At 33.6% G+C, this 26,100-nt stretch carries 24 protein-coding genes; 18 read left to right on the forward strand and 6 right to left on the reverse strand.

Features of this window, described 5'->3' with window-relative positions; translation table 11 throughout:
• Positions 1-31 precede the first annotated feature (31 nt).
• From norA to JVU85_RS04910, 10 genes are all read left to right on the forward strand, one after another.
• Positions 32-1,198: a multidrug efflux MFS transporter NorA gene (norA, locus tag JVU85_RS04865; protein ID WP_002508919.1), complete on the forward strand. Its 1,167-nt coding sequence runs from the start codon at positions 32-34 to the stop codon at positions 1,196-1,198.
• Between the two features lie 304 nt (positions 1,199-1,502).
• Positions 1,503-2,246 (forward strand): hypothetical protein, encoded by a 744-nt coding sequence (locus tag JVU85_RS04870; protein WP_002508918.1) that lies wholly within the window; start codon positions 1,503-1,505, stop codon positions 2,244-2,246.
• Positions 2,247-2,394: 148 nt separating this feature from the next.
• A complete protein-coding gene (gene galU / locus JVU85_RS04875; protein ID WP_002508917.1) occupies positions 2,395-3,267 on the forward strand; it encodes a UTP--glucose-1-phosphate uridylyltransferase GalU in 873 nt (290 codons plus the stop codon).
• A 255-nt stretch (positions 3,268-3,522) separates the two neighbouring features.
• Positions 3,523-4,281, forward strand: coding sequence for a DeoR/GlpR family DNA-binding transcription regulator (locus tag JVU85_RS04880; RefSeq protein WP_002508916.1), 759 nt, complete (start codon positions 3,523-3,525; stop codon positions 4,279-4,281).
• Positions 4,278-5,201 carry a 1-phosphofructokinase gene (pfkB, locus tag JVU85_RS04885; protein WP_002508915.1) on the forward strand — a complete coding sequence of 308 codons (924 nt, stop codon included), beginning with the start codon at positions 4,278-4,280 and terminating at the stop codon, positions 5,199-5,201. The genes JVU85_RS04880 and pfkB overlap by 4 nt, the downstream gene beginning before the upstream one ends.
• 2 nt (positions 5,202-5,203) lie before the next feature.
• Entirely contained in the window at positions 5,204-7,153 is a 1,950-nt protein-coding gene (locus tag JVU85_RS04890) for a PTS fructose transporter subunit IIABC (protein WP_002508914.1), read from the forward strand.
• Positions 7,154-7,381: 228 nt separating this feature from the next.
• Complete coding sequence (gene nagA, locus JVU85_RS04895) at positions 7,382-8,542, forward strand: N-acetylglucosamine-6-phosphate deacetylase (RefSeq protein ID WP_002508913.1); 1,161 nt, start codon at positions 7,382-7,384, stop codon at positions 8,540-8,542.
• A 242-nt stretch (positions 8,543-8,784) separates the two neighbouring features.
• Positions 8,785-10,131, forward strand: coding sequence for a hemolysin family protein (locus JVU85_RS04900; protein WP_193325096.1), 1,347 nt, complete (start codon positions 8,785-8,787; stop codon positions 10,129-10,131).
• A gap of 152 nt (positions 10,132-10,283) precedes the next feature.
• On the forward strand, positions 10,284-11,123 hold the full coding sequence (locus tag JVU85_RS04905; protein ID WP_002508911.1) for an aldo/keto reductase: 840 nt from the start codon (positions 10,284-10,286) through the stop codon (positions 11,121-11,123).
• Positions 11,124-11,442: 319 nt separating this feature from the next.
• Positions 11,443-12,489, forward strand: a complete 1,047-nt coding sequence (locus tag JVU85_RS04910; protein WP_021459152.1) for a glycosyltransferase family 2 protein — start codon at positions 11,443-11,445, stop codon at positions 12,487-12,489.
• A gap of 141 nt (positions 12,490-12,630) precedes the next feature.
• On the opposite strand, the gene JVU85_RS04915 is transcribed toward JVU85_RS04910, so the two are convergent.
• From JVU85_RS04915 to queC, 5 genes are all read right to left on the reverse strand, one after another.
• Positions 12,631-12,882 (reverse strand): GlsB/YeaQ/YmgE family stress response membrane protein, encoded by a 252-nt coding sequence (locus JVU85_RS04915; protein ID WP_002508909.1) that lies wholly within the window; start codon positions 12,880-12,882, stop codon positions 12,631-12,633.
• Between the two features lie 60 nt (positions 12,883-12,942).
• Positions 12,943-13,539: a hypothetical protein gene (locus tag JVU85_RS04920; protein WP_002508908.1), complete on the reverse strand. Its 597-nt coding sequence runs from the start codon at positions 13,537-13,539 to the stop codon at positions 12,943-12,945.
• Between the two features lie 465 nt (positions 13,540-14,004).
• The gene (gene queE / locus JVU85_RS04925; RefSeq protein ID WP_021459151.1) at positions 14,005-14,721 is read right to left on the reverse strand and encodes a 7-carboxy-7-deazaguanine synthase QueE; all 717 of its coding nucleotides are present in this window, start codon (positions 14,719-14,721) and stop codon (positions 14,005-14,007) included.
• On the reverse strand, positions 14,714-15,139 hold the full coding sequence (gene queD / locus JVU85_RS04930) for a 6-carboxytetrahydropterin synthase QueD (protein ID WP_021459150.1): 426 nt from the start codon (positions 15,137-15,139) through the stop codon (positions 14,714-14,716). The genes queE and queD overlap by 8 nt, the downstream gene beginning before the upstream one ends.
• Entirely contained in the window at positions 15,139-15,813 is a 675-nt protein-coding gene (queC, locus tag JVU85_RS04935) for a 7-cyano-7-deazaguanine synthase QueC (RefSeq protein ID WP_021459149.1), read from the reverse strand. The genes queD and queC overlap by 1 nt, the downstream gene beginning before the upstream one ends.
• A gap of 254 nt (positions 15,814-16,067) precedes the next feature.
• Here queC and JVU85_RS04940 point away from each other — a divergent pair, with 254 nt between their 5' ends.
• The 7 genes from JVU85_RS04940 to ltaS all read left to right on the forward strand — a co-directional run bounded on the left by JVU85_RS04940 (position 16,068) and on the right by ltaS (position 23,077).
• Positions 16,068-16,661 carry an anthranilate synthase component II gene (locus JVU85_RS04940; RefSeq protein WP_021459148.1) on the forward strand — a complete coding sequence of 198 codons (594 nt, stop codon included), beginning with the start codon at positions 16,068-16,070 and terminating at the stop codon, positions 16,659-16,661.
• Positions 16,645-17,787: a chorismate-binding protein gene (locus JVU85_RS04945; RefSeq protein ID WP_193325098.1), complete on the forward strand. Its 1,143-nt coding sequence runs from the start codon at positions 16,645-16,647 to the stop codon at positions 17,785-17,787. Before JVU85_RS04940 ends, JVU85_RS04945 begins: the two co-directional genes overlap by 17 nt.
• Complete coding sequence (locus tag JVU85_RS04950; protein ID WP_021459146.1) at positions 17,787-18,395, forward strand: aminotransferase class IV; 609 nt, start codon at positions 17,787-17,789, stop codon at positions 18,393-18,395. The genes JVU85_RS04945 and JVU85_RS04950 overlap by 1 nt, the downstream gene beginning before the upstream one ends.
• A 125-nt stretch (positions 18,396-18,520) precedes the next feature.
• Positions 18,521-18,724, forward strand: a complete 204-nt coding sequence (locus tag JVU85_RS04955; RefSeq protein ID WP_002508901.1) for a hypothetical protein — start codon at positions 18,521-18,523, stop codon at positions 18,722-18,724.
• Positions 18,725-18,746: 22 nt separating this feature from the next.
• Entirely contained in the window at positions 18,747-19,454 is a 708-nt protein-coding gene (locus tag JVU85_RS04960; RefSeq protein ID WP_002508900.1) for a 5-oxoprolinase subunit B family protein, read from the forward strand.
• Positions 19,442-20,446 (forward strand): 5-oxoprolinase subunit C family protein, encoded by a 1,005-nt coding sequence (locus JVU85_RS04965; protein WP_002508899.1) that lies wholly within the window; start codon positions 19,442-19,444, stop codon positions 20,444-20,446. Before JVU85_RS04960 ends, JVU85_RS04965 begins: the two co-directional genes overlap by 13 nt.
• Before the next feature lie 690 nt (positions 20,447-21,136).
• Complete coding sequence (gene ltaS, locus JVU85_RS04970; RefSeq protein ID WP_135023282.1) at positions 21,137-23,077, forward strand: polyglycerol-phosphate lipoteichoic acid synthase LtaS; 1,941 nt, start codon at positions 21,137-21,139, stop codon at positions 23,075-23,077.
• Between the two features lie 209 nt (positions 23,078-23,286).
• Here the strand turns inward: ltaS and JVU85_RS04975 are convergent, their stop codons facing one another.
• On the reverse strand, positions 23,287-24,105 hold the full coding sequence (locus JVU85_RS04975; protein WP_103388056.1) for a ZIP family metal transporter: 819 nt from the start codon (positions 24,103-24,105) through the stop codon (positions 23,287-23,289).
• A 104-nt stretch (positions 24,106-24,209) separates the two neighbouring features.
• Between JVU85_RS04975 and JVU85_RS04980 the strand changes: the two genes are divergently transcribed.
• The gene (locus JVU85_RS04980) at positions 24,210-26,099 is read left to right on the forward strand and encodes an ABC-F family ATP-binding cassette domain-containing protein (RefSeq protein ID WP_182475423.1); all 1,890 of its coding nucleotides are present in this window, start codon (positions 24,210-24,212) and stop codon (positions 26,097-26,099) included.
• Position 26,100: the final 1 nt, after the last annotated feature.

The following is a 26,100-nucleotide window of genomic DNA, read 5'->3' on the forward strand; positions in this document are numbered from 1 at the left end:
TGCATTTCATATGAAAAAAGGAGGGTGAATAATGAATAGACAGTTTTATGTTTTATATTTTAATATCTTTTTAGTTTTCTTAGGTATAGGTTTAGTAGTCCCTGTTTTACCTGTATATTTAAAAGATCTAGGTTTAAAAGGTAGTGACTTAGGTATTTTAGTCGCTGTATTCGCGTTAGCACAAATGATTATTTCACCTTTTGGTGGTACATTAGCAGATAAGTTAGGAAAGAAACTTATAATTTGTATTGGGTTATTCTTATTTGCAATTTCTGAGTTTTTATTTGCAGTAAGTCATACATTTGAGTTGCTTATTATTTCAAGAGTGTTAGGTGGATTTAGTGCTGGTATGGTAATGCCAGGTGTTACAGGTATGATTGCGGATATCTCACCTTCTTCAGATAAAGCGAAAAACTTTGGTTACATGTCTGCGATTATCAATTCAGGTTTTATTTTAGGTCCAGGTATTGGTGGATTTTTGGCAGAATTTTCACATCGCTTACCGTTTTATGTAGCAGGTGTGAGCGGTTTAGTAGCTTTAATACTTTCTATAGTATTTATTCACAATCCGAAAAAAGCAACCACAGATGGTTTTACAAAATATCAGCCGGAGCTGTTGTCGAAAATTAATTGGAAAGTGTTCTTAACACCGATAATTCTTACTCTAGTATTGGCATTTGGGCTTTCATCTTTTGAAACGTTATTCCCATTATATACTGCAGATAAAGCACATTATTCGCCTTTAGATATTTCAATAGCTATTACTGGTGGTGGGATATTTGGTGCAGTATTCCAAGTCTTTTTCTTCGATAAATTTATGAAATACTTTAGTGAGTTAACTTTTATCACATATGCACTCATTTATTCAGCAATTATATTAGCTGCGCTAACACTAACAAATAGTTATTGGGCAATTATGGTAGTCAGCTTTGTAGTGTTTATTGGTTTTGATATGATACGACCTGCCATAACTAATTATTTTTCAAACATTGCAGGTGATCGGCAAGGTTTCGCTGGAGGATTGAACTCCACATTTACTAGTATGGGGAACTTTATCGGTCCATTAGTTGCAGGAACTTTGTATGATATTAATTTTGAATTTCCAATTTACATGGCTGTTTTAGTTATGATTATAGGCATTATTGTAATTCGAATAGAAAGAGTATTGAGAGTTAGACGTAATAGGAAAGCTAGTTAGAAAAGTAATATTATAAAAGGAACTAACAGATAAGGGATGCATTCTTAACTGTTAGCAAATTATATAGTAAAAACACTGTAGCAAATCGCTACAGTGTTTTTTTGATGTAGATAGCTGTGCTGTGAATTATCAGAATATTGGCCATTATAACTACTATGTGACAAAGATGTTAATCATAGCCAGTGAATTTATTAATATTGTTACAGAGATTACATTTATTTTAAGTTGCATTCTATATAACTTTTTAAATATCATTTTATGCTAATATAAATATAAATAAAACATACTAAAGAAAGGAGCGTTTATGAAAAATTTAATATTAAGCATTGTAGCTGTTATGCTTGCCTGTTTTCTAGCGTTCCTTCTTTTTATAGCTACTAACCAACAAGCGTTAGTAAAAGTTCACGAAACGATTTCGAACTTTTCAACATTTGATAATGTAGCGAAAGGTAAAACATTGATAAATACAGATGAAAACCATTCTGCGAAGGCTGCAATTACAGGTGACAAAGCTGAAGAAAAACCCTATAATGCTAAAGATTATGTACCTATTGCCGAAGAAAGTTCTCATGATGCTAGTAATAAAAAAGTGGCACAAGCTAACTTGCCGTCGTTTAATGTAGCATTAAAAGCTGCTCAAGAAAAAGTGAATAATAATAATAACTCACAAAACGAATACAATGATTACGCTATCGACAACACTTGTCAGGGGGCGTATTATTATATTTTTACATTCAAAAATGCTAAGAAACCACATAGTTTTTATAGAGTAACAGTTGATAAGCATGAAAATGCTGTAATATTTGATGATGCATATAAACCAGTGCCACAAGATGAAGCTCGAAAACCAAATGTGTCAGCACAAGAATCTGAGGTCATCGCGCAAAAATATGCAACAGATCATTTTACCCAAACACCACGATTAGAAAAAGTTAAAGAAGCTAAACAAGGAATGCTATATGTTTTTGTTGATGTACAAACTAAAAAAGAGCTGAAACTAGTAATTACTAAGTCTGGAAAAATTATTACACAACCAGCGCTAAAATAGTATAAACAAAATAAAAATGTTATGATTCACATAAGTTGTGTTAACGACTTATGTGAATTTTTTTGTTTTGTTTATAAATAACTAAAGCAGGTTATCATTATTATAATAATAGATGTAAATGAGTACTTTGATGAAAAGGATGAACGTTGTGAAACAGATAAAGAAAGCAATTATACCAGCAGCAGGTCTAGGCACTCGATTTTTGCCTGCAACTAAAGCAATGCCTAAAGAAATGTTACCTATATTAGATAAACCAACAATCCAATACATAGTTGAAGAAGCGGCACGTGCCGGCATTGAAGATATTATTATTGTTACCGGTAAACATAAACGTGCAATAGAAGATCATTTTGATAATCAAAAAGAACTAGAGATGATATTAGAATCAAAAGGAAAAAATGAATTGTTAGAGAAAGTTAAATATTCAACTGAACTTGCTAATATTTTCTATGTAAGACAAAAAGAACAAAAAGGACTTGGTCATGCCATATACTCCGCACGTCAATTTATTGGTGATGAACCCTTCGCAGTCTTATTAGGTGATGATATTGTTGAATCTGATACACCAGCAATAAAACAATTGATGGATATTTATGATGCTACAGGTAATTCTGTTATTGGAGTTCAAGAAGTGCCAGAAGATGAAACACATCGTTATGGTATTGTAAAACCATGCGCGCAACAACAACGTAGATATGAAGTTGAACAATTCGTTGAAAAGCCGAAAGCTGGCTCAGCACCTTCCAATTTAGCTATAATGGGACGTTATGTCTTAACAGCTGATATCTTTAGTTATTTAGAAACTCAAGGTGAAGGTGCCGGTGGTGAAATACAATTGACGGATGCGATTGAGCGTTTAAACAAAGATACACAAGTTTATGCTTATGATTTTGAGGGTGATCGTTACGATGTTGGTGAAAAACTAGGTTTTGTCAAAACGACAATCGAATTCGCGTTAAAAGATGCATCAATGCAAGATGATTTAAAGGCATTTTTAAAAACTTTAGAGCTTGAAAATTGAAAATGTGCTACATCGTAATTCTAGAAAAGTGACATTACTTACAATGTCAGACTTAATTACAAAAGAGACGATACAATCAACGATATAGGTTGATTGTATCGCCTCTTTTTTAGTTAATAACATTCGTAAACGGCACATATGACTGAAAACGTTCAAAATTAAAGTTAAATTTGATTGTTTTTGAATGAAAATGATAAAAAATGATTGATTTAAGAAACCGTATACATTATAATATAGCGAAGATGAGGTGAAACGATGATTACAGAAAAGCGTCATGAATTAATTTTACGTGAACTTTCTAAACGAGAGTTTTTGTCATTACAAGAATTAGTCGAAAGAATTGGTTGTAGTACATCTACAATCCGCCGAGATTTATCAAAACTCCAAGCTATTGGTAAATTAACAAGGGTTCATGGAGGAGCAAAACTGAATCAATCCGTTGTATTAGAGCCGAATTTAACAGACAAAAGACGACAAAATTTGGAAGAAAAACAAGAAATTGGCAGATTTGCTGCTACTTTCATTCAAGATAACGATTGCGTGTTTTTAGATGCTGGATCGACAACGCTCGAAATGATTCCTTACATTGAAGCGTCTGATATAACAGTGGTGACTAATGGGTTAACACATATAGAAGAATTATTAAAACATGGAATTAAGACATTGACACTAGGTGGTGAGGTGAAACCTACCACTTTTGCCACAGTAGGTCCTAATGCGTTAGCGTCTTTACAACGTTACCGTTTTGACAAAGCTTTTATAGGCATGAATGGTATTGATTTAAAGTATGGACTGACAACACCAGATGAGCAAGAAGGTTTGATCAAACGAGAAGCTATGAATTATGCCTTGAATACATTTATTGTGGCCGATACTTCGAAATTCCATAAAGTGTACTTTGCACATGTTCCAATGGTAAATGAGGCAACAATTTTAACCTCACATGCAGTTTTACAATTAGAAACATACGAAATGTTTTCACAACATTACCGAATTTTAGGAGGCACAAGATGATTTATACAGTGACATTCAATCCTTCCATTGATTACATAATGTTTGCTGATGATTTTAATCTTAATCAATTGAATCGGACATCAGCGACTTATAAATTTGCGGGAGGTAAAGGTATTAATGTATCTAGAGTATTGAAAACACTAGATGTGCAATCAACAGCTCTAGGATTTGTTGGTGGGTTTCCTGGTGCCTTTATTACAAATACCTTACATCAGCAAAACATTGCTACAGACTTTGTTGAAATTGCTGATGATACACGTATTAACGTGAAATTAAAAACAGGTACTGAGACAGAAATTAATGCGCCTGGTCCCAATATTACGCAACAACAATTTCAAGATTTACTGACTAAAATAGGACAAACTACACCGCAAGATATAGTTGTAGTAGCAGGTAGTATACCTAAAAGTGTTCCTGCAGATGCATATCAACAAATCGCTGCATTGACACGAAAAACAGGAGCACAATTAGTGGTGGACGCTGAAAAAGATTTGGTGGAGTCAGTGTTATCTTATGAACCATTATTCATTAAACCGAACAAAGATGAATTAGAAGTGATGTTTAATACTACGATTAATTCAGATGAAGAAGTAGTGAAATATGGTAAAGAAATTTTAGCGCGTGGGGCACAATCAGTAATCATTTCACTTGGTGGTGCAGGAGCTATATACATTGATAAGTCACAAAGTTTAAAAGCAACTGTACCAAACGGTAATGTTATTAATACTGTTGGCTCGGGAGACAGCACAGTAGCAGGTATGGTTGCAGGATTAAATCAAGGATTGGCTATTGAATCGGCATTTAAACAAGCAGTTTCAGCAGGTACTGCAACAGCATTTACTGAGGATTTAGCACAACAACAAGCAATATTAGATATTAAGCAACAAGTCGTCATTAGTAAGATAGATGGGAGTGAATAATTATGAGAATCACCGAGTTATTAACATTAGATACAATAGCGATGGATGTCGAAGCAACAAATAAAAATGGGGTTATCGATGAACTAGTAAACCAATTAAATCAAGCAGGTAAATTGAATGATGTCGAAGCATATAAAGAAGCTATTCATCAACGTGAAGGTCAAAGTACAACAGGAATTGGTGAAGGGATAGCTATTCCGCACGCAAAGGTTGCGGCTGTTGAGACACCAGCAATCGCTTTTGGTAAATCTAAAGCAGGTATAGACTACCAAAGTTTAGATATGCAACCGGCACATCTCTTCTTTATGATTGCAGCACCAGAAGGTGGCGCGCAAACACATTTGGATGCTTTAGCTAAATTGTCTGGTATTTTAATGGATGAACAAGTTCGAGCAGATTTATTAGCTGCTGAAACACCCGAAGAAGTACAAGCAATTATTAATAAAGCTGATGATGAAGCTGTAGAAGATGAAGAAGAGAATGATAGTGCTGCAACAACTACCGATGAGGAAGTGGCTGAAGATACTCCATATATTTTGGCAGTAACAGCTTGTCCTACAGGTATAGCACATACTTATATGGCACGCGATGCTCTGAAAAAGCAAGCGAACCAAATGGGTGTGAAAATGAAAGTAGAAACGAATGGTTCTGGAGGTATCAAGAATCATTTAACAGATGAAGATATTAACAAAGCTACTGGTATTATTGTAGCAGCCGATGTTCATGTTGAAACAGATCGTTTTGCAGGCAAAAATGTAGTTGAAGTACCTGTAGCAGATGGTATAAAACGACCAGAAGAATTGATTAATATGGCACAAGATGATTCACGCCAACCATTTGTGGCTAAAAATACTAACAGTCAACAATCAACAGAGAAATCAACTGAAAAGCAAGGCGTTGGGAAAACAATTTATAAACACTTAATGAATGGTGTTTCTAATATGTTGCCATTAGTTATTTCTGGTGGTATTTTGATGGCAATTGTATTCCTATTTGGTGCGAATTCATTTGACCCGAAAAGTGGAGATCATAACGCTTTTGCAGAACAATTATGGAATATAGGTAAAAACAGTGCTTTTGCCTTAATTATCCCTATTTTATCTGGTTATATTGCACGTAGTATTGCTGATAAACCTGGTTTTGCGGCTGGTTTAGTAGGTGGTATGCTTGCTATTTCTGGTGATTCAGGGTTTATCGGTGGTATTTTAGCAGGTTTCTTAGCAGGTTATTTAACACAAGGTGTGAAAAAATTAGTAAGTGGTTTACCACAAGCATTAGAAGGTTTGAAACCGACATTAATTTATCCATTACTTTCAGTGACAGCTACAGGATTACTAATGATTTATGTTATTAATCCACCTGCATCTGGATTGAATAACTTATTGTTAAATGGATTAAACAGTCTTTCAGGAGCGAATATTGTATTACTTGGTTTAGTTATTGGTGCAATGATGGCCATTGATATGGGTGGACCATTCAATAAAGCAGCATATGTATTTGCAACTGCTGCATTAACAGAAGGTAATACTGCTCCAATAACTGCAGCTATGATTGGTGGAATGGTACCTCCTATGGCTATCGCAACAGCTATGCTCTTATTTAGAAAGAAATTTACGAAAGAACAAAAAGCTTCTATTGCGCCTAACTATATTATGGGCTTATCTTTTATTACTGAAGGTGCAATCCCATTTGCAGCTGCAGATCCGCTACGTGTAATACCTTCAATGATGGTAGGTTCTGGTGTTGCAGGAGCCATTTCACTTGGTCTAGGATCAGCAATTCAAGCGCCTCATGGAGGTATTATTGTTATGTTAGCTACAGACTTTGGTCATGTAGTGCAATCATTAATAGCTCTAATTATAGGTGCGCTTATAGGGGCAATAATGTATGGCTTGTTGAAAGCAAAACCAACTGAAAATGAATTAAATGCTTTACAAGAGACAAATGACTAATTGGCAGACGTAAGCTATTAAACTATTTTGTTCGAAGTAGCTCTGTTATATAAATAAGTTAAGTAAGAAATTAAAGAAGTAGGGAAATCAGGTAAGTTATTCTTGATTTTTAACCTACTTCTTTTTTATGCTTTAATAAATGTATATATTATTCACGGTGAACGATTTCATGTAGAATATAAGTGATAGTGAAAAAACAATAATAAACAAATAAAGAAGGTTTGAATGTTGGAAAATTACGTTATTACAAATGGGACAATTTATACAGAGACTGGTGTTATTGAACACGGACATATTGAAGTAGCACACGGCAAAATTAAGCATGTAAGTAAAGGGGACTATCAAGGACAACTACCGACTATTGATGCCCAATTTAATCATATATTACCAGGTTTTATTGATATTCATATTCATGGTGGATATGGAGAAGACGCAATGGATGCATCTGCAAAAGGTTTAACACATTTAGCAACTTCGTTATTAGCAGAAGGCACAACAAGCTTTCTAGCTACGACTATGACTCAGTCTGATGACAACGTGACTCAGGCTTTGAAAGTTATTGCACAATATATCGATAATCAAGACGATAACAGTGCTGCAGAGATTGTAGGTATCCATTTAGAAGGGCCATTTATTTCAGAAGATAAAGTGGGAGCACAAAATCCTAAATATGTACAACGACCATCAATCGACAAAATTAAATATTTTCAACAACTAGCACAACAAAATATAAAGATTATTACTTTTGCTCCAGAAGTTGCAGGTGCAAGTGACACACTTAGTGCATTACATGATGATATTATCTTCTCTATTGGACATACGACTGCGACATTTGATGAAGTCAATGAGGCACAACAACTAGGAGCACGACATGTGACACATCTTTATAATGCAGGGACGCCGTTTGAACATCGTCAACCGGGGCTGTTTGGGGCTGCTTGGACTAATGATCAGTTGCGTACTGAACTCATTGTAGATGGTATTCATGCACACCCTGCAGCTGTGAATATTGCGCTTAGACAAAAAGGAATAGAGCGTTTTTATCTTATTACTGACGCGATGCGAGCTAAAGGAATGCCTGACGGAACTTATGATCTCGGTGGTCAAGATGTCATCGTCCGAGGTTCAGAAGCACGTTTAGCTTCAGGAGCGTTGGCAGGAAGTATTTTAAAAATGAATGAAGGACTCAAAAATTTAATGTCATTCACACAGCGTACATTAAATGAATTATGGCGTGTTACGAGTTTAAATCAAGCGCTAGCTTTAAATCTTGCACACCGTAAAGGTAGTATTCAACATGGCAAGGACGCAGATTTAGTTATTGTAAATTCTAACATCGAAGTGCTTACAACTATTAAAAAAGGTACCGTCCACGAATTTAATAAGTAACTTACAATGTTAGATTGAATATGAATAAACTTAAATTGAAAATATATTGAATTCTAAGCTCATGATTACAATTGACACTTACCTTGTGATAAAATGTAGACTATACGTCAATTTTTAGGGAGGTGTCACAATGGGAAGGATCTAAAGTTATCTAAGAATGCATTACAACTATATTTAACATACACGGCCACCTATTGTGGCACGTAAAATTTGGAGGTGAATCCCTAGAAATAGGGAATTAATTGGAAACAGTACCCATAATGAACTTAATTATATTCTTTCTACTAATCGCATTAACTACAGTCTTCGTAGGTTCGGAGTTTGCATTGGTGAAAGTAAGAGCCACTCGAATAGAACAACTTGCATCAAAAGGTAATGGTGGCGCTAAAGTTGTTAAAAAAATGATTGAAAAACTAGATTATTATTTATCAGCTTGTCAACTTGGTATCACGGTAACTTCATTAGGACTTGGTTGGTTAGGTGAACCTACTTTTGATAAATTGTTACATCCGTTATTCGAACTAATGCAATTACCGGAAGCATTGACGACGACAATTTCATTTATCGTAGCATTTATTATTGTTACTTATTTACACGTAGTATTAGGGGAGTTAGCTCCAAAAACATTAGCAATCCAACACACTGAAAAAATTGCATTAATTTATGCACGCCCATTATATTATTTTGGCGTTATCATGAAACCATTAATTTGGTTAATGAATGGTTCAGCTCGTGTCATTATTCGTATGTTTGGTGTAGATCCAGATGCGAACAATGATGCTATGTCAGAAGATGAAATTAAAATCATCATTAATAATTCTTATAATGGTGGTGAAATTAACCAGACTGAATTAGCATATATGCAAAATATTTTTTCTTTTGATGAAAGACACGCTAAAGATATTATGGTTCCACGTACACAGATGGTAACGCTAAATGAACCATTTAATTTGGATGAATTGTTAGAAACATTAAAAGAACATCAATTTACACGTTATCCAATAACTGAAGATGGTGATAAAGACCACGTTAAAGGCTTTATTAATGTTAAAGAGTTATTAACCGAATACGCATCAGGAAAAGCAATAAACGCAAGTGACTTTGTACATGAACTGCCTATGATTTCGGAAACAACACGCATTAGTGATGCATTGGTTCGTATGCAAAGAGAACATGTGCATATTAGTTTGATTATTGATGAATATGGTGGAACTGCTGGTATTTTAACAATGGAAGATATCTTGGAAGAAATTGTGGGTGAAATTCGCGACGAATTTGATGATGATGAAGTTAACGATATTGTGAAGAAAAATGACGAAACTTACCAAATCAATGGCCGCGTATTACTAGATGATTTAAACGAACAGTTCGATATTGAATTTGAAGATTCGGAAGATATAGATACAATAGGCGGTTGGCTACAAGCACACAATACTAACTTGCAACAAAATGATTATGTCGATACTGAATATGATCGATGGATTATCTCAGAAATTGAAAATCATCAAATTATTTCTGTAATTTTAAAAATAGAATATAATCAAGAGCGAAAAACACCTGAAGAATTAGAAGAAGAAACCGACGATTAATAGTTAACGTTTATTAAATCACATATTTAAGTGATTTAATAAACGTTTTTTTATTTGTAATTTATAGAAGATGGTTAAAATTTTAAAAAAAAGGCAATAGAGAATTATTAACACTATTAATATAGCAACATAACCATGAGAGGAGTTATACAATGGAGAATGATGTTTATTATTTAAACAATGGTTACCCAATGCCTAAAATTGGACTAGGTGTATATAAAATTACTGACAATGAAATGGCAACAGCAATTGAAAGTGCCTTAGAAGTTGGTTATCGTGCATTTGACACTGCTTACCTGTATGACAATGAAGTAGCGTTAGGACGCGTATTAAAGCAGTCAGAAATAGCAAGAGATTCCTTATTTATTACATCGAAACTATGGAATGATTATCAAGGTTTTGAAAGTACGTTAAAACAATTTAATCAATCATTAGAACGATTAGGTACAGATTATTTGGACTTATATTTAATTCATTGGCCATGTGCTGAAGATGATTTATTTATAGAGAGCTATAAAGCTTTAGAGCAATTATATGAAGAAGGTAAGGTACGTGCCATTGGTGTTTGTAATTTTACTAAAGAACATTTGGAGAAATTAATGGATGCAACTGACATTGTGCCAGCAGTGAATCAAGTAGAAGTGCACCCGTATTTTAATCAACAACAATTACAAGATTTTTGTGATGACAACGACATTGCTGTTACTGCATGGATGCCACTAATGCGTAATAGAGGGTTATTGGATGATCCAGTTATTGTAGAGATAGCGAAACGTTATAATAAAACCCCAGCACAAGTTGTTTTGCGTTGGCATTTAGCCCACAATAGATTGATTATCCCAAAATCTAAAACACCTGAACGTATTGAAGAAAATTTCAATATTTTTGATTTTAATTTAGAAGTTACTGATATTGCGGAAATTGACGCATTAAATCGCAATGATCGCCAAGGTCATGATCCTGATTCAGTTAAAATAGGTACATTACGTTAACTTAATGTCGCATCATACATTACTTGGAAGTGTGATATAAAGGTTTTTAGTTCATTTATTTAAGAATACTTGGTAATATAAAGTTACAAATTATATTTTAAAGAAAAGTATATATCCCACTACTTAAAATAGTATTTTAAGCAGATACTAATTGCTTAATTATCCCCGTTATTAGCAATTAAATTAAATAACAAGTAATTTATAAGCACTTTATTAACTAGGCATTAAGATTGTGTAAATTTAATTGTTTGTTATGGAATCATGCGATTTATTATTGATAAAGTGGAAGAGAAGTAAATGGAATGAAGGTGTTGATGAGATGAATATTAGAGTTATAGTACCTTGTTATAATGAAGGTGAAGTTATACTAAAAACATATCAACGATTAACTGAAGTGTTATTAAATGACAGTATACGTCATGATTATGAATATGATATTTTATTTGTCGATGATGGAAGTAAAGATGCAACAATCAATTATATTCAAGATGCCGCACAAAAAGATAATCATGTAAAATTTATTTCTTTTAGTAGAAATTTTGGTAAAGAATCTGCGATGATAGCAGGTTTTCAACATAGTAAATCTTGTGATGCAGTCATTATGATTGATGCAGATTTGCAACATCCACCAGAGCTTATCCCTCAAATGGTTGACGGTTATATGGATGGTTATGATCAAGTAGTTGCTAAGCGTAACAGAGAGGGTGAAAAGGAATCACGTAAGTTACTCACGCGCTGTTATTATAAAATGATCAACTACTTTGTTGAGGATATCAAATTAGAAGATGGTATTGGCGATTTTCGTTTGTTAAGCCAACGCGCAGTTAACTCCATGGCTTCATTGGAAGAATATAACCGTTTCTCTAAAGGTTTATATGAATGGATTGGTTATAATACTAAAGTCTTCACTTATGACAATGTAGAGCGTGAAGACGGTGAATCTAAGTGGTCTTTCAGTAAGTTACTCAATTATGGAATTGATGGCTTGATTTCGTTTAATAATAAGCCATTGCGTGCCATGATTTATTTAGGGCTGTTTATTTCTTTTGTGAGTGTATTATATATTCTATTTGTCTTCGCAGGTATTGTTTTAAATGGTATCGAAACACCAGGTTATTTCTCAACGATTGCAGCCATCTTATTATTAGGAGGTATCCAATTAATATCAATTGGCATTATTGGGGAGTATATAGGGCGCATCTATTATGAAGTTAAACAACGTCCGAAATATATTGTATTAGCGACGAATATTGAAAGTGATGAAGCTGATAAAGCTGATGTCAAACATGCTAACCAAATGCATCATGAGGAATTGAACCAAAGCATAGAAGAAAAAACACAGCGGTCGTTACTAAAAAATAGATAATTAGTTTTCAGTGAGTAGATAAGATCTAGTATTTTAACTCAACACAAAAGCAGCTAACTCATAGTAAAACTATGGGCTAGCTGCTTTATCATGTTACAAACATAAAAAGATGATGTTAGGTGTTATCATCTTCCTATTAATTTATTTTTTACGTAGTTTACCAACGACAAATGATACGATTGCTACTAAAATGATTGTACCAATCAATGCAGGGAAAATGGCAATGCCGCCTAAATGCCAACCCCAGTCACCAAGTAACCAAGAACCAAGTGCTGAACCTACGATACCTGCAATGATATTACCTAAAATACCACCGGGTATATCTTTACCTACAATGCCACCAGCTATCCAGCCGATTAAACCACCGACGATTAACATTAGTATAAATCCCATGACTAAGAGCCTCCTTCTAACAAAATTTAACAGTCTATCTATACCACAAAAATAAATCAATTAATCATTTTGTTTAGAAAAAATATTTTGCCAAAATATAAATGCAATAAATACAATGTAAATAATTAAAAATGCATACCAGTATGGTGTTAATAAAGTCATTAAGATAAAGGACATTATGAGCATAAGGTTACCAATTAAAATTGGACGTTTAATTTTATTAATAAGTTTAAAGTGCATTTGTTCTTCTGGTTGAAATGTACTGTAAAATAAAAATATTGCACCTATAAGGGCTATGGCTGGTGCTAAATAAGGAATAGACATGTAGTAAGAATCATGACTAGTGCTATATGTAAGAATAGTTGATGTACTTAAAATAATAGTAAGTACCACCGCAATAAACTTTTGTTCTTTGATTACAAACACATCTACTACGCGATTAATATAAAGTTGCAATAATGTCCATGCTAAAAATAACAAAATTGTAAAAAAGGAAATATAATCATATTCGCCTACTATAAATAAATTAATAAGACCATTAATAGTGAGTGCAATGAGAACAGAGCTATACTTTAGTTGTTTGAAATTCTGGCGATAGAGGTCAATACCAAGAATGACAACTGTCGCAATAATGTTGATGATAATAGATATTAGCATTTTGGTCTCCTTACATTTTACTTCATTGCAACATTATACCAATTAATAATGTGTTAAGCATTTAATAACATTTGATATGTTAAAATTTTGTAAATTTCAGTGGCATTGAAGAAATAGGCAATAGCAAAGTTTCTGACATTATTGGCAGTTTTTGGTGCACGCTTTCCGCGGGCACTGCCTCAGCCTATAGTCTTCGACAAGTGTTATTCCCACAGGAGTCGGCCCAAAGCACTGCCAATATTATAGAAATTGCTTAGGAGAATTAATATCTAAAGTTTATTTATTGCCAATACGCCAAGAGCTATCGGCAAAGTCTCCAATTTTGTTGGCAGTTTTTGTTAACGTTTACCGTGAGCATGGAGACTATTGTTTTTTAGATAAAGTAGTTCATTTTGCACTTTTCTTTAAAAACGATACAACTTGATGTCTTAGTCATCTGAATATATTGAATTTGTACTAAAGTATTTAAACGCCTTTTTTATTACTCCAAAGTAACGTATGAAGTTGAGGTAAGACATAGACGTTATTCATATCAGCACTGCCCATTACACGATTGACCAGTGATTCATATAAAGATAATAGTTTGGAGGTGTGATCAGCTACCTGTTCACCGTCTAAATAAGGATTTCCAACTTGTAAATAGAAGGGAATGTTAGGATATCTGTGATGAATCATTTTTGCAAAGTCGTAATCTTCATCGGTAAAAATAACGACTTTAAGACTTAATGCCTCGTCGTGACATTGTTCAATAACATTGTCTAAGATGGGTAAATTTGGTTTCATTAGTGAACTTGGTGGCTTAGGGCTAATAGTTAAATCATCAATTTGTAGCATCCAAGGTTGGAATTTGCTGCCTTGAGTTTCTAAAGCACTTTGGATGTTTTTGCTATCAAATAGGTCTACTAGGTCTTGAATACCTTTGATTAAAGCTGGATTGCCCCCTGAAATAGTTACATGATTAAATAATTCGCCGCCGATTGCATACAATTCCTCGTAGATTTCTGCTGCAGTCATCATGCGAATGTCTTCTTTTGCACTACCATCCCATGTGAAGCTAGAGTCACACCAACTGCATCGATAATCGCAGCCAGCTGTTCTGACAAACATAGTTTTACGACCAATAACACTACCTTCACCTTGAATAGTAGGTCCAAATATTTCTAACACTGGAATTTTAGCCATTGCGATGCTCCTTTGGACGAAATACTACATAACTCGTTGGAGTTTCACGGACATACACTTGTAAACATTGTGGCTGATTAGTACGTTGGTTAAGGGCATTTTGTATTAATTCATAGATTGTATGTGCTACAACTTCAGTCGAAGGGCTTTTTCCTTGAAATTCAGGTAGCTCATTGAGTAACTGATGGTCAAATTTGCCATGTACTAATTGTTTTAAATCGCTAAAATTAACGAGAAATCCGTTATGATCCAATGTATCACCTGCAATAGTCAAATTCACAAAGTAAGTATGACCATGCGTTCGCATACATTTTCCAGCATCTTCACTAGGTATATAATGAGCGGCAGAAAAGTTAAAGTCTTTATTTAATTCATACATATAATCATGTGCTACATTCGGATAATTTTGTTGAAACATTAAAGATTCTCTCCTTTAGTCGCTAAATATTGCGTGAGGCCACGTGTTCTCAAATGACAAGCTGGACATTCACCACAACCTTGACCAATAATACCATTATAGCAAGTAAGTGTTTGGTCTTTAATGTAATCTAAGACACCAAGTTGGTCACTGAGTTCCCAAGTTTGTTTTTTATCTAACCACATTAATGGAGTATGTAAGACGAAATTTTTGTCCATTGCTAAATTCAATGTTACATTCATTGATTTTACAAAGCTATCGCGACAATCAGGATAACCTGAAAAGTCTGTTTCGCAGACACCAGTAATGATATTTTTAATATTTAATTGATAAGCTAAAGCACCAGCGAAAGATAAGAAAAGTAAGTTTCGTGCAGGTACAAAGGTGTTAGGGACACCATCCTCAGCTGTATCGATTGCGAGCTCATGATTAGTTAAAGCGTTTGGAGTGAGTTGTGATAACAACGACATATCTAATACATGATGTTGTAAATTTTGTTCATGTGCAATACGTTTTGCAACGTCAATTTCCGTCTGATGTCGCTGACCATAATCAAATGTTACTAAAGTCACCTCATCAAAGCGTGCCTTTGCCCAAAAAAGACAAGTCGTACTATCTTGTCCGCCACTGAAAACGACTAGCGCTTTACTGTGGTCTAATATATCTTGTGTCATAATTAAGTTTGCTCTCCTTTAAAAGGTAATAGCTAGCAATATTAGAAAAATAGACATAAAAAAACGTCTATCTCTATAAAAAGACAGACGAAAGTGTGTCTAGTTTTTTATAGAGGGTATCAGCTAGAAACCTCTGTTAATTAAATTATACGGAGAATAGAATAATATATTTAAGCTGTAAAAGCAAGTCGATATTTGGGATAATTAAAGTGTCTACAAACCAAAATGTTGTTATGAAAGAGGTAAAAGTTAACATGATAGTTATGATAGATAATAAAGATTCATTTACATATAATTTAGTAGACTATTTAAATAGTATGAGTCAGCAACCGATTACTGTTATCGACGTTGATGACTTAAATATAGCTCAATTACAAGCAAGTAAACCAAGTGCCATTGTTATTTCACCAGGTCCTGGTCGTCCAGAAGACTATCCAATGTTATATCAATTAATTCAAACATTTGAACAACAAATACCGATATTAGGCGTGTGTTTAGGTTTCCAATTACTTGTCTCGTATTATGGTGGAGAAATTATACCGAATGTGCGACCAGTACACGGACATGTGGCTGCACTAACGCATACTAATCAGGGCATATTTTATGGTATCCCACAACAATTTAGTGTGATGCGCTATCATTCACTCATGGTCAATAGGCAAACGTTGCCCAAATCTTTAATAATAACTGCAGAAACGAGTGACCATATTATCATGGGCGTGCAGCACCGAGAGCATCCCATCTTTGGTGTACAGTACCATCCAGAGTCCATTTTAAGTCAATATGGACATAAACAATTACGATTATTTCTTGAAAAGATAGGTGATACAAGTGCAAGTCCATTTTAATTATCGGTATTATTTAGATGATGTTGACTATCAAACTTATAATATGACATTGACTCAATATATTGATAAAGCTGTTGCTCGACAACTTTATCAAGTAGGAGATGTCGTGGCTTTTGCAGAACAGATGCAAGCAGCTGGCTATTACGTTGCGTTGTATTTACCTTACGAAGCGGCACCTTTTTATAATGAAGATATGGCTACTTGTACAGTGCCGTCTTCTTACATCTATGCGGCAGCATATGTATTTGCTGATACAGTTCAAGGACATCAAATTGAGTCAATACAGCAGACGGAAAATAAACATCAATTTCAATTTATATTGCCAGATGATACGTTAACAACTCATATTAAAACAGTGCAACAAGAAATTGTTAATGGTAATACGTATCAAGTAAATTATACGACACGACTAAAAGCTCCTATACAAGAGCATATTTCTACATTGTATTATCAATTACGATGTCACAATAATGGAAATTATGGAGTGCTACTAGATACAGATGAAATTAAAGTTGCCTCGGCATCACCTGAATTATTCTTTCAACAAGGTGATTTTCAAGGGCATTCGAATATGATTGTAAGTAAGCCAATGAAAGGAACGATTGCACGTGGTGTTACACCAGCAGCAGATGCAGCAAACTATGAGCGTTTACGAAACTCGTCAAAGGACCAAGCTGAAAATGTTATGATCGTTGATTTATTGCGTAATGATATCGCTCGAATTGCTCAAACAGATACGGTTAAAGTGTATAATTTATTTGCTATTGAAATGTATCATACAGTATATCAAATGACATCTATGGTTAGTGGCAAACTACGAACTGCGTTATCATTGAATAATATAATGGCGGCATTGTTTCCATGTGGCTCGATTACAGGTGCGCCGAAATTAAATACAATGAAATATATTAAACAATTAGAACAAGTGCCTAGAAATATATACTGTGGCACTATAGGTTTATTGTTGCCAGAACAGCGTGCGATTTTTAATGTTCCAATTAGGACATTACAGTATATTGAAAATGAAGCGGTCTATGGTGTGGGTGCAGGTATTACCATTGATTCTGATCCACAAGCAGAAATACAAGAATTTAAAGATAAATCCAAAATATTGGGGAGATTGTAATGATATTATTTGAAACTATGCAATTAGATGAAGGTCAAATAAAGCGTTTAGCCTATCACAAAGCACGTATTAAACAATCGAGTAAACAGTTTGCATACCCATTTAACGACAAGTTGTGGGATGACACGATTACATCAATCGAAAAGCAATATCCAACACAAATGAAACGCATTAAATTGACATTGGATGAAAGTGGGAAAATGGACTATCAAATATTCCCACTTACAACTAAAAATCACTTTACTGCAAAATTACAGTGTGTGTCTCAACATGTACCTAAAGCATATGTCATTAATAAAACATCACAACGCGAGCATTTACGACACAATCATGAAACGGATTTAATTTTATTATATAATGAAGAAGGTAAAATATTAGAATTTGATATTGGCAATATTGTTATAAAAGAAGATGGTCAATGGTATACACCGTCTTATAATGAGGACTTCTTGCGTGGGACAATGCGTCAATATTTATTAGAACAGGAAAAAGTGAAAGTTAAAGATTACGATATAGCGTCATTTAAATATAAGGTACAACATGATTTAATTGAAGTAATGTTAATAAATAGTTTACGCGAGGTTGCTGATGTTGAAATTTATCTATAGAATAGGTGAAGTATTGAAGCAATGCGTTTTATAAAGACGCATAGTTATTTTATTAGTTCTTAACGCGTAATTAAGAATACAATGAAAATATAAAGATGTGAATTAGTATAGACTGGAGTTAACAAATGTTAATAATATGGTTAGTACTTATTATAGTGACAACGCTGCTAGTTAAATGGTTACTCACTACAAAACATGAACAGTATACTTGGGGCCTTTCATTTAGTATTCTCGTATTACTTTGTATTTTAGAAATGGTGTTTGTCTATTTTTTTATAGGTACAGTTGTAGATAAAATAATCCAAGGTTTAGAAGTATTTTACAATTAGAAACAAATTATGAGGTGAAGTTATGAAGATTTATAGTCAAGGGGATCAAGCAATTGTCGTTTCTATTGAAAAAGAAGTATCTCAAGATTTAACGGAGGACTTGTTAGCATTAAAAGATTATTTTGTTGCCCACGATTATCCATTTATTACGGAAATTGTACCAACAGAATCCGACATTATGATTTGTTATGATGCACGAGATATGATTAAACATCATAATATTAATTCTCCATTTAAATATATGAAAGATTTAATAGAATCTATCCAATTAGAAATTCGACATGTACCTTCATCTGAAAATGTGACTGAAATCCCAGTTGTTTATGGTGGTGCATATGGTCCCGATTTAGATGCTTTATTAAACTTCTATGATATGGATTTATCTTCATTTATAAAGTTACATACACAAAATAACTATTTTGTGTCGATGATGGGTTATTCACCAGGCTTTCCGTATTTAACTGGAATGGACAAACGCTTATTCGTTAATCACACAGGAAAGGAAAAGACATTTATTCCTGCAGGTGCAGTAATCATTGAAGGTAAAAAAACAGGTATTAATACTACAGATACATATGGTGATTGGTTAGTTATTGGTTATACACCTATAAAATTATTTGATCCACAACAAGAAGATTTCACAAAACTTAAACTCGGTGATAATGTTCAGTTTAAAGCTTATCAACCACATGAGTTAGATTTAGGGGGCTTTAATCCATGTCAATCATAATTGAAAATGCAGGTTTGTTTTCAAGCTTTCAAGACTTTGGACGTCAAGGGTACGAGCATTTAGGTGTTATTAGAGGTGGCGCTTTAGACCCTCTATCTCATGAAATTGCTAATCGTCTTGTGGCAAATGATAAGAATGAAGCAACGCTTGAAATGACTAATAAAATGGCGAGCATTAGGTTCACGGAACCAACGTTAATAGCATTAAGCGGTGGCACGTTTAAAGCAGCAACAGCAAATTTAACTATTTTGCCGAACAAATTATACTTAATGGAAAAAGGTGATGTTTTAACTTTCATTGAAACTAACCGTACTTCAAGAGTGTATTTAGCAGTCGGTGGTGGTTTCGAATTGGACGATTGGTTAGGTTCTACTTCTACGGATTTTAAATCACACATTGGTGGCTTTGAAGGTAGACAATTACAAACAGGTGATGAAATTAATATGAAGCGTGAGTACACTGAACGCCATCACAAACTGTTTGAAAATTTAGAAGAAACGCATCAAACAAATTGGGGCATAGATGGTTACGCACTATCATTTAATTATATGTCAGATGTTTTTCACGTAATAAAAAATAAAGGTACAGATGATTTTGACACTATGGTGTTAGAACGTTTTACTACAGGTGAATATAAAGTTACGAGTAAAGCAAATCGAGTAGGAATGGTTGTAGAAGGACAATCTGTGAAAGCTTATTATGATGACATGCCTCCGCATCAATCTGTACAAAAAGGGACAATTCAAGTAAAACGTGATGGCACCCCAATCGTGCTGTTAAATGATCATTACACGTTAGGTAGTTATCCGCAAATTGGAACGATTGCTACGTATCATTTAACGAAGTTAGGGCAAAAACATCAAGGTGAAAAACTGAAGTTCCAATTTATCGATGTGGAAACAGCAGAAATGAATTTAGTAAAATATAGCAATTGGTTAAATCAACTGTTTCATGGTATTGAGTATAGAATGCAATTAGAAATGCTTAAATAGTAAATACGTAAGTTGTGGGCAGACTTTAATAAGTACTTGGCTTATTTGGACTTAAACACTACTTATTAAAATTAATGCGAGAATAATGAAAACACGAAGACATTGTTAGAATGTTGCTTCGTGTTTTTATTTGTTAATAAGACTATAGTCCGATTAATTAATAGTAAAACCTACGTATAATTAAATAGCGACTTCAATTTTTGCAATAAAAGCCGAATAAATAATGTTAAAACAAACGGAAACGTTATGCTTTCACTTGAAATTTTGCTGGAATTGCTTTATATTTATTAATTGAACTATATACGTTTTGTTACAAAAAGATTACAAAGCACTCTTGATTGTAAATTGTTTATATAAACTACAAAGAAGATTTTAAATCTAATTTACAGTTGATGTTTAAACTATAAAATTTAAATATTGTGTTAAAATAGTTCACAATAAAATCATGATAATGACATTAATGACAAAATAAAAATGACATATGAGTTATGTTCTTAAATCGACTTTAGAAAATTAATTCAGAAAATATGACAAACTCATGAAGTAACTTCAGCCAAACGCACTATGCGTTGTCTGCGTTATATATTTAATGCAAACAATACATATATTAAATAAAAGTATTTTATTAACTTTTAGGGAATGGAAGATACGATGTCCATCCTATTAAAAAAATTAACGGGGGAAACAATCATGAGTATACACAAGAAAAAATTGACGCTATTTGCGTTTTTTATACTAACAGTGATTACGGTTACGTTAAAAACGTATTTTTCGTATTATGTTGATTTTTCTTTAGGTGTAAAAGGGTTAGTACAAAATTTAATCCTTTTAATGAATCCATACAGTTTAATAGCATTAGTATTGAGTTTATTTTTATTCTTTAAAGGTAAAAAAGCATTTTGGTTTATCTTTATTGGTGGCTTTTTACTTAGTTTCTTATTATATGCGAATGTTGTTTATTTCAGATTCTTTTCTGACTTTTTAACATTCAGTACATTAAATCAAGTAGGTAATGTAGATTCTATGGGTGGTGCCGTAACGGCTTCATTTAAATGGTACGATTTTATTTACTTTGTTGACACAATAATCTATTTGTTTGTTTTAATATTTAAACAAAAATGGTTAGATAAACGTGTGTTTAGTAAGAAATTTGTACCAGTCGTGATGGCAGCATCAATTGCATTATTCTTCTTGAACTTAGCGTTTGCTGAGTCTGATCGTCCGGAGTTATTAACTCGTACATTTGATCATAAATATTTAGTGAAATATTTAGGACCATATAACTTCACAGTCTACGATGGTGTAAAAACAATTCAAAATAAACAACAAAAAGCTTTAGCAAATGAAGATGATTTAACTAAAGTGTTGAATTACACTAAACAAAAACGCGTAGAACCTAATAAAGAATATTATGGTGCTGCGAAGAAAAAGAATGTTATTAAAATTCATTTAGAAAGTCTCCAGACTTTCCTAATAAATAAAAAGGTTAATGGTGAAGAAGTGACACCATTCTTAAATAAATTATCTACTGGTAATCAAGACTTTAGATATTATCCAAACTTCTTCCATCAAACTGGGCAAGGTAAAACATCGGATTCAGAATTTACGATGGATAATAGTTTGTATGGTTTACCACAAGGTTCTGCCTTTTCATTAAAAGGTGATAACACATTCCAATCGTTACCAGCGATTATGGATCAGAAACAAGGTTACACATCTAGTGTTATGCATGGTGACTACAAAACGTTCTGGAACCGAGATCAAATTTATAAACACTTTGGTATAGACAAGTTCTACGATGCGACTTATTATGATATGTCACAAGAGAACTTAGAAAATCTTGGGTTAAAAGATAGAGAATTCTTTAAGGAATCAGCAAATTATTTAGCCAAAGAAAAACAACCATTCTATAGTCACTTGATCACATTAACAAATCATTATCCATTTACGTTAGCTCCAGAGGATCAAACGATAGAATCACCACAAACGGGTGACTCTACAGTAGATGGTTATGTACAAACAGCGCGTTATTTAGATGAGTCTTTAGAAGCCTTTATTACAGATCTTAAGAAAAAAGGTATATATGACGATTCAGTAATTATGATTTATGGTGACCATTACGGTATATCAGAAAACCATAACAAAGCTATGGAAAAATTATTAGGTGAAGAGATTACGCCGGCTAAATTCACAGACCTTAACCGTACAGGATTCTGGCTTAAAATACCAGGTAAAGAAGGTACTGTAGATGAAACATACGCTGGACAAGCGGATGTTATGCCGACAATGTTACATTTATTAGGTATTGATACGAAAAATTATCTAATGATGGGAACTGATTTATTATCTAAAGAACATAATGATACAGTGCCATTTAGAAATGGTGACTTTATTACAGAAGATTATAAATATGTAAATGGTAAAATTTACTCCAATAAAGATAATGAATTAATCACCGAGAAACCTAAAGACTTTGAAAAACGTAAACAGCAAGCTGAAAAAGACTTAGAAATGAGTGACAGCGTGTTAAATGGTGACTTATTCAGATTCTATGATAATCCTGACTTTGATAAGATAAAACCATCTGAATATAGTTATGAACCAGGCCCTAAAGGGCAAGAAAAACATTAATCATGTAAAAAGCTAAGGCGATGAATATTCGCCTTAGCTTTTTTGTGAATATAGTAATTTTAATAAAAAAACTGAGTGTAGCAAGTAAATAATTGCTACGCTCAGTTTTTTAGTGCCATTATTCAATTAATAGTTGTTCATTATAGCTATTAGTGGAAAGAATGATACGATTATAATTTTCTAAATGTCAGTAATTACTATAGGGAAATTTAACCTAAAGCCACATCTAAAATCATCATAATGGTAAATCCTAACATAAGGCTAAGTGTGGCTAAATCAGTATTTTGACCAGATTGAGAGTCGGGTATCAATTCTTCTACTACAACGAATATCATTGCACCAGCAGCAAACGCTAATGCATAAGGTAACATTGGTGTAATGATTAATACCGTAGCGGCTCCAATAGTGGCAAAAATAGGTTCTACAATAGCAGAAGCCTGACCATAATTGAAAGCTTTCCAACGTGAGGCACCAGCGGCACGTATAGGCATAGATAATGCTGCGCCTTCAGGGATATTTTGAATTCCGATACCGATGGCTAAACCTAGTGCACCTAAGAATGTCGCTTCACCATTTCCTGAGACAATACCACCAAAAGCAACCCCAATAGACAAACCTTCGGGGATATTATGCAATGTAATAGCCAATACAAGAAGGGTATTTTTGTTTAGTTTGTCTGTTTTAGGACCTTCTTGGTATTGCTGGGCATCTACTGCATTTTGGTGTATGTGCGGAATGATAATATCTAAAGCTCGAATAAAAAAACCGCCTAATAAAAAGCCTATTGCAACCGGTAACCATGATAAATTTGAATCCTCATTATAAGAGATAGCAGGTTGCAATAATGACCAAAAACTAGCTGCTATCATGATACCAGCAGCAAAACCTTGCATAGAATTCAGTATTTTCTCGTTAACGTTTTTGAACACGAAAACGGATGAAGCTCCTAAAGCTGTTAAGAGCCAGGTAATAATACCTGCAATAAGTGCTTGCAGATATGGAGGTAAATCTTGAAAAAATTCAACCATAAGCTAATCTCCTTTGTATCATTTGAACTCAAAAAGGTGTATAATATATGGAACTGAAAATAAGTTTAACAGAGATACTCAGAATTTTCGATATTTAAAGGATGTTGAGCATGGAAGCATATAAAATTGAACATTTACATAAATCGTATGCGGACAAAACTATTTTTGACGATTTACATTTATCTATTTCGGAAGGTGAAAAAATAGGTCTTGTTGGTATAAACGGTACAGGCAAAAGTACCTTACTTAAAGTCATTGCTAATTTAGATGAAGACTATGAGGCTGACATTAATCATCCTAATGCATATCGCATTCGTTATTCATCACAAAAGCAAGAATTTGATGATGATATGACTGTGTTTGAAGCAGTGTTGTCTTCGGAAACAGAAACATTAAAAACAATCCGAACGTATGAAAATGCAATTGCACAATACACTGAACAACAAACAGAAGCTAATTTTCAAATGATGATGCGTGCGCAAGAAGCAATGGACACGCAAGGCGCTTGGGATTATAGTGCAGAAATTAAAACTATTCTATCTAAGTTGGGTATTGTCGAGACGTCGAAAAATGTTAGCGAATTATCTGGTGGACAGCAAAAACGTGTTGGCTTGGCTAAAACTTTAATTGAGCAACCAGATTTATTATTATTAGATGAACCAACTAACCATCTAGATTTTGAATCTATCAATTGGTTAATTAACTTTGTGAAACAGTATCCACACACTGTCTTATTCGTAACTCATGATCGTTACTTTTTAAACGAAGTATCAACACGTATCATCGAACTGAACCAAGGCAAGTTAACTACGTATCCAGGTAACTATGAAAGTTACATTACAATGCGAGCAGAAAATGAAGTAATCGCTCAAAAACAACAACAAAAGCAACAGGCTTTGTATAAACAAGAACTTGCTTGGATGAGAGCAGGTGTGAAAGCACGTACAACGAAACAACAAGCACGTATCAACCGTTTTAATTCGTTGGAACAAGATGTGCAAAATCAACAACAGCAAGATAAAGGATCGCTAAATTTAGCTTATTCTCGCTTAGGTAAGCAAGTATTTGAATTAGACGAAGTGACAAAACAAATTAATAATAAAGTACTATTCGACAGTATTACTGAAGTTATTCAAAATGGTCAACAAATAGGTGTTGTAGGGCCGAATGGTGCAGGTAAAACAACGCTATTAAATATTTTAAGTGGTGAAGATGATAACTTTACTGGTGAGTTAAAAATAGGTCAAACTGTTAAAGTGGCATACTTTAAACAAACAGATGAACGCTTAGACAGAGATATACGTATGATTGATTATTTGAGAGAAGAAAGTGAGACTGCCAAAGAAAAAGATGGCACAACAGTTTCAGTAACACAATTATTGGAGCGGTTTTTATTTCCTAGTGCAACACACGGTAAAAAGTTATTCAAATTATCTGGGGGAGAACAAAAGCGACTTTATTTATTGAAATTGTTAGTACATCAACCTAATGTTTTATTACTAGATGAACCTACCAATGATTTAGATACTGAAACATTAACTATTTTAGAAGATTACATCGATTCATTTGGTGGAACAGTTATTACGGTAAGCCATGATCGCTACTTTTTAAACAAAGTTGCCCAAGAATATTGGTATATTCACGATGGTAAATTAGAACGTATTATAGGCTCTTTTGAAGATTATGAAGCAGTGAAACGAGAACAAGACAAAGCACAAGCAGCAACAGAAAAAGCTAATAATAAAACTCAGCAACAGAATGTAAAAAAGAAGAAAAAAGGGCTATCTTATAAAGAAAAACAAGAATTTGAAACAATACTAGCTAGAATTGATCAAACTGAGGACAGATTGACAACGATTGAGCAAGAAATGATAGAGGCAAGTTCTGATTATGCCAAAATCAAAGAATTAAATGAAGAGCAACAACAACTAGAAAATCAATATGAGAATGATATTGCACGATGGAGTGAACTAGAAGAATTAAATGAACAATGAG

Source organism: Staphylococcus sp. GDY8P72P, assembly GCF_016890655.1.
Taxonomy (GTDB): Bacteria; Bacillota; Bacilli; order Staphylococcales; family Staphylococcaceae; genus Staphylococcus; species Staphylococcus arlettae.